Source organism: Gemmatimonadaceae bacterium (assembly GCA_036273715.1).
Classification (GTDB): Bacteria; Gemmatimonadota; Gemmatimonadetes; order Gemmatimonadales; family Gemmatimonadaceae; genus JADGGM01.
Genome location: DASUHB010000071.1, coordinates 1 through 13,189, shown reverse-complemented (window position 1 = coordinate 13,189; position 13,189 = coordinate 1). Strand labels below are relative to the sequence as shown.

Sequence of the window (13,189 nt, the reverse complement as noted above, 5' to 3'; positions counted from 1 at the left end):
GACTGTCCAAGTCGTAGCCGTACGCCAGGCCGTAAACATGCTTCGAAAAATCGTTGCCATTCCACGTGCGTATTCGCAGTGTGTCGGTGGTTAGGCGACTAGCGAGATCGTACGAGCGCGAAATGAGTGCATCGCGATTGTTCGCCGTGAGTAGGTTGCTCATGGCGTCGTAGCTGAAGCTTTGCGAATCGGCTGCAACGGTCAGACCTTGCCCGTAGTAGGCCAGCGGAAATCCGTAGCCATAGAACGAGGCGCGTGGATACGACTTTGCCGGAACGTTGCGCTGCACCATGCGGCCTAACTGATCGTAGACCATGTCGATTCGGTCGCCATCGCGCGTTACCCAACTGGTGTCGTGGCTATCCGCGTCATACGCGTAAGTGTCGATGGCGCCGTCTGGCTGCTTCTGCGTCAATGTGCGTCCGGCCGCATCTCTGGTCCATGATGTGCGCAGTGCCGCGATGACATTGGGGTTCGGCCCGACGCTGTGCACAACGCTGTCGACATTGCCAGCCCGATCGTAGAACGTTCGAACGAACACCGACTCTGCCGGCACTCCGTTCATCGCGGGTCCTGTCGACGTATCCGCCACCACGCGATCGGCAAGGTCGTACCGCTGGACATCTCGGTCGACGAGGGAGCCTGAAATCGGCGAGATCGTCACCGTCACGCGCCCCACGCTGTCGCGCGTGTATTGCGTGGTCAGTCCCATTGCCGTCGTGACGGAGTCGAGATTTCCGAGCGATGCTTCGTATCGATACTTGATAGCGTGCGTCGCTGCGGCGGTGCGCATCGAATCGACCAGGAGTGTTGTAGGGTCGTACCAGAAGTGCACACGCGAAATGGAACCACGTGGGTCGTCCTGCCAGAGGAGATTCCCAGTCGCCGAGTCGTGCTGAAATGCAGAGTGCTCGTTCAGCGGTGAGATTACCGTATCGACCATGTCCCACTTGGGGTTCCAGCGATATTGCGTTGTCGCGCGACTGGTGCCCTGCACCACGCCGGAATCGGTGGAAGCTGTGAGATGCCCTCGCGCGTCGTATGTACCGGTAATTGCACGACCGTTCGGATAGCGCGCGTAGGTCGTGAGCGCCGGAAACTGCGCGTTAGTACGTCGCGCTATACTGGAGTCGCCTAACGCGTCAAAGCTGCGGGTAGTTTCGCCGTAGCGATCGACATAGAACTTCGTCAGGTCGCTGATGGGCCGCGGCCCTTCTACGGACGTGTACAGAGACTCTGGCGGCGTCGCGGCAGAATCGGCGCCGCCATGCATCCCGCGACTCTCCGCAAAGTGATATCGCGTCACGATTGGCGTTGTACCGAACGGAAGCGAATCCTGGGCGAGCTTGCGGGCTTTCGTGTACGCATAGTAGCGAACGATGGTCGGACTACCGCTGTCCGCGCGCGAGACGATTAGGTTGGTGTCGCCCGTCGTTGGGTAGCCAAAGCTGGTCGCTGCGCCATCGGGATCGTGGAACTCGATCGTTCGACCTTTGTTCATCGACAGCGTGACCACGCGATTCGGCCCGCCCGGAACGGCCACGGTCACTGTGGACAGCCGGCCGGCCGAGTACGCGAACACGTAGGTCGTCGCGTACCACCAATGCGGCACGTTGATCGATTTCAACGTGTCGCCCGACGCACTGTAGGTGAACGTGGTCTGATGCCCCAGCCGATTCACCGTGGTAACGTGCTGCCCAACGCTGTTGAAGAGCACGCGGAGGCCGTTCGGCAAGTATCGGACGTAATACGTGCCGCTGAGCGTGTCCTTCTTGATTATGGAGTCGGGTCGCGTCAGAGCAGCGGCATGATAGATCGTCCCGGTACCAGTCGTGGTGTAGAGGCGCGCGCTCGCATCGCCGCCGATCCACAACAGCGTGTCAGCGCCGTGGAACTGCAGCGACTCGAGACCGTCAACCCACCAGCCTGCACCGAACAAACTGTTCTGACGATCGATCAGAACAGCCTGACTAGTCCCTGAGGCTGAAAACGTGCCAGCGCCATTGTAGACGGACGTGATCTGTACCGTGTACGACACGAGATTGGCGGTCGTGTCCCGTAAGGCGAGCTCGATCCGACGCGTCGTTCCGGGACGCCAGGCGGCGCCGGACCAGGTTGCAGAGTCGACCGTGCGTGTGCCCGACAGAATCAGCTTGGCCTTGATCGAGTCCGGCGTCAGCGTGCCTGACCCAATCGTCACGTTGGCGGCGATCAAGGTCTGCGGCATCGCCGTCTGGCTCGCGTAAAGGAGCGCCGGTGTGCGAGCCTTGTTGAGCGTGCGAACGGTCGGCAAGTCGTGGACGACGACCATGTCTCCACACTCGGCCTCCCCTCCACCGACTGACATGCGCAGACACAATGCGCGCTCACTCCGCGGTCCCGGATTGATCGTATCCACGACAACCGCAGGCGCGCCGGCCGTTAGAGTCGCCACCTTTGGTATTGCCCACCCAGAGTCCGTAACCGTGGCATCGGCCGAGAGCGTCGCCTTTAGCGAAATGCGCCCCGTGCCGCTCGAGCCGGACGTGTACGAGACATCTACCCATCCGTTTTGGTTAGGCGCTATCGTGATCGATGATGCCGGGTTCGTGGTGCACGAAATACCTCCTGTCCCCCATTTGCAGGTCGGCGTGAGCGTGTACTGCGCCGAAGTTGATCCTGGATTCGAGACCTCGAATCGCTGCACGCTGGAGTGCGACGCCGCAACGAGCGTGGTGTCACCGCGTGGGCCGACAGTGACAGGATACGGCGTCGTCACCGTGACCCAACCACTATCCACGACGGTCGGTGTGGTCCCAACACTGCTCGCAAATAGCGCGGCGCGAGGTGCTGTTCCCGCGGCTCCCGTAACGAAACTCAATGCGACCGTCGTGTCCTTGCCGACGGCGAGCGTCGCGCTCGCCGGCACAACAGTGCAGCTCGCGAGAGGCCACGCACAGGACGGCGCGAACGAGAACTGGGTCGAAACCGTGCCGGTATTGGTTACTGTGAAAGTCTGTGAGCCGTTCGAATAGGCGGGAAGTTCCTTCGTTGCGTTGTCGGGCGTCACTGACACGGCCCATGGTAGTGGCGGAGTGTAGATCGCAGTTGATTGGCCAAGATTCAGCGCGTTGTCAGTGATTGAAGCCGTCAACGTATCGAGTTGTGGGCCAGCTCTCAGTGTGACTGTGCCACTGGACGTGGCGGCCACCGTGCAGCCAGGATGCGTCGTTGACGTGTAGCTGAAGCTAGTCGAGACGTCGACGCCGTTGAGCGTGACGTGCTTTGTACCCGACCTGAGGCTGACGTTGTCGCACCATAGAATCGTGACCGCAAGCGAGAACGTATTGATTGTTCCTCCCGACGGCGTGATAGTGACCGACGGAGGTATGCTGTCTGCGCCGCCGATGAATGGTATCGCAGACGACTGCGCCGTGGGCTGTTGGGCCCTACTTAGCGACGGCAATCCAATGATGCCGAGGACGCTGACGACGAGAGCGGAGAGTGGGCGGAGCAAGATGCGGTGCCGGTGTACGCGACGCATGACGGACTCCACGAAGGGGGCTGTTGATGTCCGCCATAGGCACAACCGATGCCATTTCCCTCACGTCACTAACGCATTGGCCTCATTGCACATCGCAGTGGGACCCAGGCGCCAATGGGCGCCTGCCTAACGCAAACGCATATGCATTTGCACCGGCCTCGACCGTTGCTAACGTACCTACCTATCGAGCGCTTGGTCGGGATCGACTCGCCACTGTGGTATCGCGATGCCCAACCGTCTCATGCGGCGGTAAACTGTCGTGCGATCGATGCCGAGAATCGCCGCCGCCTTGCCAGTGTCCCAATTCACCGAGCAAAGGACTTCCCGCAACTCAGCTCGGCGGCGCTCATCCCATGCGCGCGCCGCAGACGATGCTCCGAGTGTGCCTGAATGCCTACGGACATCCGCGGCGCTTACTATCGGCCCATCTGCGAACGCCATCACGCGGTCGACGGCATGCTTAAGCTCACGCACGTTGCCGGGCCAGTCATTGTCCTGCAACGCGCGCAGCGCGCCGCCCGACCATCTGACGGCGACGCCGTCCGCGCCGACATTCTGGGTGGCAAAGTGTTGAGCAAGCAGCGGGATGTCCTCGATCCGGTCACGCAACGGCGGCACAGCGATCACCACTGCGCCTAGCCGGAAGGCGAGGTCCTCGCGGAATCGCCCCAGGCGCACGAGTCGCTTCACCGACTCGTTGGTTGCTGCGACCAACCGAAAGTCGCTCGCTGAGTCAATATCGGCGCCCACACATCGGAACGAACCCGCGTCAATGGCGCGCAACAATTTGGGCTGCAGCGCCAGCGGCAATGCGCCTATTTCATCGAAGAAGCAGGTGCCGCGATGTGCCTCCATCAATTGGCCAGCCTTCCTGCCCGTTGCACCGGTGAACGCACCCTTTACGTGCCCAAAGAGGGCATCCTCAAACAACGATTCGCCAATGGCTGCAATGTTGAGCGGCACGAAGCGCCCCGTGCGACCGCTCACGGCATGGATCGCTCGCGCGACTAGCTCCTTTCCTGACCCAGTCGGGCCCTCGATGAGGACGGGTAAGGATGTTTGGCCGACCCGCCTCACGAATGCGCGTAGCTCATGCATCACCGGCGTCCGCCCGATGAGCAGCTGTGCCACTGGTCCGTCGTCGGGGGGCATGCCGTAGGGCATGCGTGTCTCTACTGTCGGCATGAGAGTCATGGTTTCACCTTGTTAGCGCGCTCCAGAATCGGGTGTGTGACACTGTCTGCATCTTCGTCCGTCCGTATCACGTGGGGGGTTAGAAAGAGGTAGATCTCCGTGGCCGTCGTTTGGTGGCTCGAGTGGCCGAAGAGTCCGCCCAAGAGCGGAATACTTGAGAGAAAAGGGATGCCACCCTGGGTCACGTCGCGCTCGTCGTCGGTGAAGCCGCCTAACGCCACGGTTTGTCCATCCTTGATGAGCAGCTCAGTCTGGATCGATCGAGTTGATATGACGGGCGCGTCGAATGCTACCTCCTGTGTCGCGTTGTCGATCTCTTGCGTCACCTCTAGGCCGACGTAGCCGTCGGGACTGATCGTTGGCAGAACTGTCAGCTTCGTACCGACATCCTTGTACTGCACCACCTGGTCAACGGACGCATTGTCCGTTGGTAGCGTGCGCGACAATTGCACGAACGGACGTTGGCTGCCCACGTTGATCGTCGCGGCTTGGTTGTTCGCAGCGATCAAGATCGGCTTGCTCAGAATGCGCACGTCGCCGCGCTCGGCCGCGGCAGTGAGTGTCGCGTCGATGTTCAGGCCCGTGAAGTTCATCGCATGCAGCACGAAATCGGTGAGTCCTGCTCCGGTCTGCGATCCATTTATTACGGTCGAGCCGCCGTTGACCTTTGTGGGCGGCAGCGTTGCATCGACGCCGAACTGCAGGCTGTTCGTTCGCTCGACCTCGGCGATGATTACCTCGATCAGGACCTGCAGCGGACGCGTGTCGAGCTCCCTAACGGCGGACGTGATCAGGTCGAAATCGTTCTGACTCGCGCGAATGAACAGACTGTTGCTCCGCGGGTCGGGAACGATCGTCACGTCGCCGCTGAACGAAGCGTTGTGGGCCGCTGGGACGGAGCTGGAGACAGGCGCGTTAGGCCCCGGGGTCGTAATCGGCGACGCGGCAGGCTGCATCTGCCCCGCCTGCAGCTGTTGGTCGAGCGTCGCCGGACGAGTGCTCCCGATGTCGCCGAGGGAACTGGCGCGACCAAACAGTGCGTTCACGGTCGCGGCGACGTCCGCGGCTCGGGCATGTCGCAGGTGAATGATGAACAGCTGCACCTCTCCCGGCGCACCGGTGCGGCCGTTAGGCGCGACCGTTGGCGGCGGTGGGACGGCGGGCGGCGCCTTGACTTGCACCCGATACATCGCCGAGTCGCGCACCAGCTCGAGATTCTGGCTCGACAGAATGCCCTCGAGCAATCCGCGAACGGCATCGCGCGCAACTGGCGTCGGCGTTTCGAGCGTGACGCGCGCGCCAGGAACAGTGCTGCCGAATCCCACCGGTTTGTCGAGATACGGGGCGAGCGCTTCCACGGCGGCTCGCACGTCGGCATCGACGAGATGCACGCTCACGCTGTCGTGTCGCAGCACGACCGCCGAGTCGTGCGCTTGTGCTCGCGCGTCGGGAGGTCCCGCAACAATGAGAGCGAGCGCGAGAGCAACGGCGACGTGTCTCATGGCCACGTCCGTTTGACAGTGAGATGCCACGTGGTATCCATGCCGGTAACTGTCGCCGTGGTGGCCGTGATGTCGCTGACGCGCAGGCTGGCGACGGTTTGGCCGGGACGCAGAACGGTGCTGCCGTCGCGGCCAGGAATTCCATCGATCAGCGCGCGCCACGGCGGCCCGACGATGCCGACGAGGACTAACGAAGGGCGAGGCGCGGCCGCTTGAGCTGCGGCACGTGCTGCAACCGTGTCCGGCGCTCCGTACGCAACCGTCGCGGGCTTGCGATCGAGTCGGAATGGATCAGCGCTCGTGATTCGATCTGCGAGAATAGCGAGCGAGTCGCGCTCCAACGCGGGAGCGGCCGGCGATACTGGCCAGATCGCAGGCGCGGCTGCTTGAGCCGGACGCACTACGTTGCGCCACGTGCGCATGCCGGCGAGCACCGCAACGGTAGAAACGACCCACGCTAGACGCTCGAACCAAAGTGCTTTCATCGCCCGGCACCCATGTCGTTCACGGGTTGCCACAACGCGTCGATCATAAGGTCTGCGTGCAAGACCTCGGGGCGTTGCGCAGGAGCCGCTGGGTCGCCGGCCTGTACGTCGAGCGACCGCACATTGAGCGTGCACGGACCGCGGTCGAGCGCCGCCAAGAAGGTCGCGAGGCCCTGGACGTCACCGGTGACGCTCAGCCGCACGTGTATCGGTACGAACGGCTCGGGCCCAACGGAGTCGGTGCGGAGATCGAGTGCACCAAGCGTCATTGCGGCATCGGTCGCGGCGCGCGTCACAAGGGCGGCGAGCGCTGCGCTCGCGGCGGCCGGCGAGTCTTCCGACAGCCACGTCGGCGCAAGCGCGGTGAGGCGAGCTCTCCGCGCGTGCAGCGAATCGTGGATCGCGCGCGCATTGAGTGCGAGAACGCGGTCGCGCGCCGCCGCCGCATTGATCGACTGCGCTGACGCAATCACATCCGCTTGCCAGCGCCGCCACGCGGGAAGCGCACGCCCCACAACCAAGAGTCCGCCGATCGATGCAACGCCGACGAGCAGCGCGCGGCGATCGCGAGTAGAGATTGCCGCTATGAACGTGGGTTTCATCGCGTCGCCTCTGGTACGATATGAAAGCGCACGGTGACGCGATCCAGCGGTTTGCCTGCCGCCGTCTCGCGCGTCACTGGCCCGACGATCTCGGGCGACGCGATTCCCGGCACGCGCTCGACCGCGTCGACTAACGCTGACGCACGCGGCCCAACAGCGACGATGTTGCCGGCACCGGCGCTATCGAGCTGCAAGGCAAGGAGAGCGCATCCGTCGGGCAGTGCGCGCGTGAGCTGGGCTAATAGCACAGTGATGGATCGGCGCGACTGCGTGAACGAAGCGACCGTGCTCAAGTCCGCCGTGACGGATGCGAGATCACGCGCATCGCGCTCGACGCCGCGAACCCGCGTGCGCACAGCGGCCGCTCGCGCGTTCGCCGAGCGCGTCACCTGCCATGAGGCGAGGCCCGGCATGGCGAGCGCCGCAACGATCGCTATCACGCACACCGTTCCTGAAATAGCCAGGCGCCGCCGGGATGGCTCTCGCGTTAGGCGTATGGCAGATCCACGGAGCGCGATGGGCTCGGCGCGCGGCGTACCGGCGGCGCCCGCGGCGTCCATGAACTGTTCCGCGCGACCTGTAAGCGCACGGAAGGGAGGAGCGAACGATGGCAACGCATCCGACGTCCCGACACCCGACGCAGAGCGAACGACGGCAGGGCATCCATCGACGTACGTGATGGCGAGGCTAACGTCATCATCGCTCCACGTGATCGTCGCGGCGGACGTCGCAAAACGCAGCGCGATAGCCGTCGCCGTCACCATCTGCAGCTGGAGGCCGACCGACGCGCACACGTCGATGACCGATCGTACCACCGGTTCCTCGAATGCGGCGACCCATGCGCTCGTTGGGGAGGTTGCCCTGGCGGCGGAAAACAAAAGCGGCACGCCGTTCTTGAGAAAGAATCGCGAGGCGTGTTCGCGAACGACCGCGGCGAGCGCAGCCGGCTGCGCAAGCGGCGGCAGGTCCGATACGAGCTTGAGCTGCGCGGCGCGAGGACCGATGGCCGCCGTCACGGTCGGCTTACGCAACCGCGACCGCGGGCGCTCGGCCAGCAACGCCTCGAGTGTGCGCGCCAGAGGCTCATCGTCCGAGCGCGCCCGCACCGCCGTCCAGCGAATCGTTTCGCCAACGAGTAATACCGCGCTCACGCGGCGACGACCGATGCCTAACCCGAGGCGAGGACGGAGCGCGATCATGGGATCCACGTCCGGCGGCGTATGATTGCGGCGCGGTCACCGGCGCGCACGAGCTCGAGCTCGAGTGCAACCGTGACCGGCGGCGAACCGGCGGTGCCCCGCGCCGTGAGAATCCACGCATCGGGCTCCGACGTCGTCAGTCGCACCAGATCCGGATAGTCGGCCAACATTGCAGCGCGGGCCGCCGGCGAGAGCTCGGCGCTCAAAGCGAGCAGATCGGAAATCGGGACGCCGCTCGCACGATGGTCGGCCACGCGCGCGACGGCTTCTCCTGTGAATCCTGGCAACGCCGCCACCACCGCGAGCGGAGCGCGGTCAAGCACGATACGAAACGGCTCGACGCCCAACACGGAATCGAGACCCGTTAGCCGCTCGAAGCCGCGCGCGCGCGCGAGCTCGCGCACGTCGGCAAGTGCGGCATTGCGCGGCGGCTTGCGTTGTTGCGCCAGGTACCACGACCCCTCCGCGCCGCCGGGCCGAGGTACGTCGTCGGGGTCGCGCCAATCGAGAATGGCGTCGGCGAGCGAGTCAGCGGCGGCCGGCGCGTTGCCTAACGCTACGAACAGGCGCACGAGCATGCTGTCGTCGGCCGTGTTGACGTCGATTGTGGTGCCCGCCGGTAGAAGCGTGCGCGCGCACGGTAGATCCCGCATGAGAGCAGATGTGGCGACTGCCGTGTCGAGGCCGGCCCACGACTGTCGAACGACGTCGGCCGTCGCGGAACTGTCGCCGCGGCCGTGCGCGAGCGCGTCGCCGATCGCGGCCTCGGCCCCGTCGGAACTGCCGCTCCATCACCCCGAGCGCCGCGGCACACCAGCGCATCTTCTGATCGCTCGTCCGCCAGTGGGTCACCCGGCGGGTGCGGGCCTCGAGGCGGCTCATGACACTCTCGATGAGATTAGTGGTCTTGAAGCTCACGCCTAACTCAGGGAACACGTTGAGGCGGTGCAGCGTCAGCGTCTCGTCGAGCCCCTCGGCCAGGCTGTCGGCGGCCGATTCGTTGCGCAGGCGGAGCTCGCGATGGAGCCGCTCTAACGCTCGTTTCGCGTCCCCGTACGTGGGGTGCGCGTAGGCCGCCTGGAGCTTCCGCCGCCACGCCGGCTGCTCGTGCTTGGGCAGATAGCTCACGACGTTCTCGCGCTTGTGCCACTGGCACCGCTGAATGGGCACGTCGCCCAAGACCGCGCGCACGGCGGCGTGCACCCCCTTTGATCCGTCGAGGACCACCAAGAGCCGCTGGTCGAGCGGGAAGCCGCGCTCCCCGAGCGCGCGCAGGAAGGCCGCAATGACGCGCTTGTTTTCGCTCGCCGTCTGCACGAGCCCCAGGATGCGTTTCTCGCCGGTCGCGGTCACGCCTAACGCCACGACGAGGGCATCGCCGGCGAAGGCCTTGCCATCGAGGATCAACGCCGCCCACTCGGCATCGTCCAGCCGGCGCTCCTGCAGCCGGCGCAGCTCCTGCGCACTCGCGCGGATAAAGCGACGCGACACGCTCGACCGCGCGAGCCCGAACGCCTCGGGCACCGCTTCCGCCGCGGCCTCGTACTCCCGGCACGAGATGCCGCCTAACACTCGGCGAAAGAGGCCCACATCGCCGGCGCGGGGCGTCTGGAGCGTGGCATATGTCGCCAGCGGGACTTCACACTGCGCTCGGCGATCGCGGACGCGGGGCACCTGGATCGCGAGCTTCTGGTCGGCGAGTGTGTAAGTACACCCGAATTTGGGTGTTCTTCTACATGAATCTGACTCTTCTCATCGACGCAGAGCATGAGCGCCTTCGTCGGCGGATGGAGATAGAGGCCGACGATGTCGCGCACCTTCTCGACAAAAAACGGATCCGGCGAAATCTTGAAGGTCCGCGTCCGGTGGGGCTGGACGCCAAAGAGCGTGAAATAGCGATGGACGCTGCTCTTGCTGATGCGACTCTCGTCGGCCGTATCGCGAACCGTCCAGTGCGTCGCGTGCGCGGGTTTCGTCTGCACGACGGTCTTGAGCATGCGGGCCACCGCCTCATCCGCGTGCGTCCGCGGCCGTCCCGATCGTGGCGCGTGATAGAGGCCGGCCAGGCCGTGGGCGCGATAGCGCTTCCGCCAGAGCGACACGAGCGGCACGCTCACGCCGAACCGGCGCGCGATCGCCGTGTTCGAGTCGCCGGCCGCCGAGCGCAGCACGATCTGCGCGCGGCGCACCAGGCTGTGGGCGAGGGCGCGTGAATGGGCTAACGCGCTCAGTTGGGCGTGTTCCGTCTCGCGGTACCGAGGCCTCCACAAGAATCTCGTGCGCGCCTATACGATGTTTGCGTTGGCCAATCTCTACTTGGTGCGGCGGCCGCTCCTGCCGCGCGGGGCGACGCCGTGCCTCACCTAACGCGACGCGGCGACGGAGCGGGCTTTGGCAGCGTGATGCCACCAACCGCTGGGGGACATCGGCCGGCGCACCGACCACCGATCGCCGCCCTGAGTGCCTAACGACATGCCGATCAATACGGAATACTCGTCTTATTCATCCTGTGCAGAGCTTTCCTAGTGGGCCGGCGCCCCATTGGATCTGATGGAAGAATTCGTGATCGAAGTTCTCATAGGTCCAGTCCGAATTCGGGAAGCAAAATGGTTCCCCAAGGAGCGTAAACGCCCTGTCGCAACTTACCACGCTCTGTTCGACGATCTGGTCAATAGTGCTGCCTGACCCACCTCCCGAGCAGACTCGGATCGTCGTATGTCCAGTCTCGTGAATATCGCTGAACGCCGACTGCCTCGCTATAGGCCCGCCAAACCTGACTCAACTCGTCGAATAACATCTCTCAACGCGTCATCAAACCATTTTGTTGTTTCCGCTACGCTTACCGGCTGTTGGCTACTACCGTCTATCGGAAACTCGAGTACGTCCACTAACGTCGCTTCCTTCCAGAAATAAATTGCTACTTCCGTAGTACTCGATGCGGGAGAATCCAGCGCTTGCGGTTCGATAAGCTCGGCGCGCACACCTAGCGCCAGCAACTCGGCTCGCCGGTCCTCCAGAGCCTTCTGTACGTGCGTCACGATGGCCAACGCTCTCTGTGGCTGCGTCATGGTTTGTCGATGGTCGGATGTTGGACCCAAGGGTCCGGGAACCGCCGCTTCCCGCCGTACTTGCCGATGTGCGTTTGATGTTGGTGAACTACGTCGCCGTTCCGTTCGACCTGGTGCGTTACCGAGCGAGTTGCGCCCTTTGCATCACGCTCAATGATATGCCGAGAAGTAGCACCATCCGCGCCCGGATTCTTTCGCGTGACCTCCGTAGTCGTAGTTGTCTCGGACGACTCATCGGCAACAGTCAGTGCATCCGCGGCGTCGCTTGCCGCTGCAGCGTCACCGACGGCTGCAACTGGAACGTGTGCGGACGGCAGCACCATCGCAACCTTGCCAAGAAGCCAACCGGTTCCACCCATTTCCGGCGGCGCAGTGCAGCTAGGATTAGACGCGCAATTGAAACCTTCCTCCTCTCGGCTCACAAAAAGCGCCAACGCAGCAGCAGCCCGTGGATACTTGATCGTGAATTCGATACTCGCGGCAATCACGCATTGAGGACAGAGACCGAGTGGGTCGGAATAGTTTGCAGGATCGCCATTGCCATATCCGTACGTGTTAAGGCCGCCAACTAGTCCGAGCGGATCCTCCTGCGTGAAGCGTCCAGCCACTGGATCGTAATAGCGGTTCCGCATGTACTGCGTGCCGGCGTCTGTAGTGGACATCGACGTGAGGGATCCGAACCAACTCGGGGCCTCCATCGGAGCGACGTACCGCCGGTATGCGCTACTATTTCGAGCTGGCCAGAGAATAGTCGCTGTGCTGTTGTCATAGGTAAACGTGACACTGCGGTTAAAAAACAGCCCGCCATCATCTGGCACACCTTTCCAACTGTACATGGGATACAAACCAATCGTCGGAAATGGAACGGGGTCCTGACCGAACATGAAGCGTCTGATGGCAACCGGCTGATCCATTCCCTCGACGTGCAGATACCACACGCGACCGTAGTAGGGTAGGTATCCCTTGGGCAAACTGTCCGGGTCCTGTCCGCACTGAGGTGGATGTGAGCAGCCGCATTGGCATACCTTAGCGTACCAGGCCGTGTCGACTTCGAGGGAATCTCCTTGCACCGCATCGCCGCCGGGATAGTGGATCTCCCACGAGACTTGGTTGCCATCCCACACGAAACGCGTGATCGTGCCATCGGCGACACCGGAGGAATCCCTCCGCGAGCGCACCAGCACCCGTCGCCCTAGCGCGTCATAGCGAGTCTCTTCGAAGGTGCCGAGAGCTTGCGTGTACACGCAGATCGTATCGCCATTCGAGCGTACGTCTGACACTGCTAGTCGTTGGTCCGCCGTGTAGTAGCTGGCCGTTGTACGCGCGACGAGTGCGCCGTTGCAACCATCACGCACTGGATAGGGAGCCTGCTGCATCTCGTGCAGGACGTTGCCTGCCGCGTCGTACACGACAGAGTCGATCTGCACGCCTGAGCCTTCGGCGAGAGAGCGGCGCTGGCGCCCCGACGACGACGTGTAGGCATACGTGCCAGGGGTTCCGTATGTCACCCCGGACGAGTTAGACGAAACAGTGGACAGTCGAGCTAGCGGATCGGCCGTCCACGACTCCTGGAGGAATGAGCTTGTTCCGTAGACGCACTTCCCGTTCAGGCGGGC

Annotated in this window: 12 protein-coding genes; 1 reads left to right on the top strand and 11 read right to left on the bottom strand. The window is 63.5% G+C overall.

The annotated features are described in order from the left end of the window. A partial coding sequence (locus tag VFW04_16990; protein HEX5181030.1) for a hypothetical protein occupies positions 1 to 2,311 on the bottom strand: 2,311 nt, incomplete at its 3' end. 154 nt (positions 2,312 to 2,465) lie between these two features. Here VFW04_16990 and VFW04_16985 point away from each other — a divergent pair. Next, positions 2,466 to 3,014 (top strand): hypothetical protein, encoded by a 549-nt coding sequence (locus VFW04_16985; protein HEX5181029.1) that lies wholly within the window; start codon positions 2,466 to 2,468, stop codon positions 3,012 to 3,014. A 686-nt stretch (positions 3,015 to 3,700) separates the two neighbouring features. Here VFW04_16985 and VFW04_16980 read toward each other — a convergent pair. From VFW04_16980 to VFW04_16935, 10 genes are all read right to left on the bottom strand, one after another. After that, on the bottom strand, positions 3,701 to 4,675 hold the full coding sequence (locus VFW04_16980; GenBank protein ID HEX5181028.1) for a sigma-54 dependent transcriptional regulator: 975 nt from the start codon (positions 4,673 to 4,675) through the stop codon (positions 3,701 to 3,703). Between the two features lie 38 nt (positions 4,676 to 4,713). Continuing rightward, on the bottom strand, positions 4,714 to 6,219 hold the full coding sequence (locus VFW04_16975) for a secretin N-terminal domain-containing protein (protein ID HEX5181027.1): 1,506 nt from the start codon (positions 6,217 to 6,219) through the stop codon (positions 4,714 to 4,716). Next, entirely contained in the window at positions 6,216 to 6,704 is a 489-nt protein-coding gene (locus VFW04_16970) for a hypothetical protein (GenBank protein ID HEX5181026.1), read from the bottom strand. Before VFW04_16970 ends, VFW04_16975 begins: the two co-directional genes overlap by 4 nt. Next, complete coding sequence (locus VFW04_16965; GenBank protein HEX5181025.1) at positions 6,701 to 7,306, bottom strand: GspMb/PilO family protein; 606 nt, start codon at positions 7,304 to 7,306, stop codon at positions 6,701 to 6,703. Before VFW04_16965 ends, VFW04_16970 begins: the two co-directional genes overlap by 4 nt. Beyond that, entirely contained in the window at positions 7,303 to 8,505 is a 1,203-nt protein-coding gene (locus VFW04_16960; GenBank protein ID HEX5181024.1) for a PilN domain-containing protein, read from the bottom strand. Before VFW04_16960 ends, VFW04_16965 begins: the two co-directional genes overlap by 4 nt. Continuing rightward, positions 8,502 to 9,083, bottom strand: a complete 582-nt coding sequence (locus VFW04_16955; GenBank protein HEX5181023.1) for a hypothetical protein — start codon at positions 9,081 to 9,083, stop codon at positions 8,502 to 8,504. Before VFW04_16955 ends, VFW04_16960 begins: the two co-directional genes overlap by 4 nt. After that, a complete protein-coding gene (locus VFW04_16950; GenBank protein HEX5181022.1) occupies positions 9,034 to 10,179 on the bottom strand; it encodes a transposase in 1,146 nt (381 codons plus the stop codon). Before VFW04_16950 ends, VFW04_16955 begins: the two co-directional genes overlap by 50 nt. Beyond that, complete coding sequence (locus VFW04_16945; protein ID HEX5181021.1) at positions 10,071 to 10,775, bottom strand: IS630 family transposase; 705 nt, start codon at positions 10,773 to 10,775, stop codon at positions 10,071 to 10,073. The genes VFW04_16950 and VFW04_16945 overlap by 109 nt, the downstream gene beginning before the upstream one ends. Before the next feature lie 486 nt (positions 10,776 to 11,261). Further along, positions 11,262 to 11,573 carry a hypothetical protein gene (locus tag VFW04_16940; protein HEX5181020.1) on the bottom strand — a complete coding sequence of 104 codons (312 nt, stop codon included), beginning with the start codon at positions 11,571 to 11,573 and terminating at the stop codon, positions 11,262 to 11,264. Then, positions 11,570 to 13,189 (bottom strand): RHS repeat-associated core domain-containing protein (locus VFW04_16935; protein ID HEX5181019.1); only part of this gene is annotated, 1,620 nt, incomplete at its 5' end. The genes VFW04_16935 and VFW04_16940, both read right to left, overlap by 4 nt.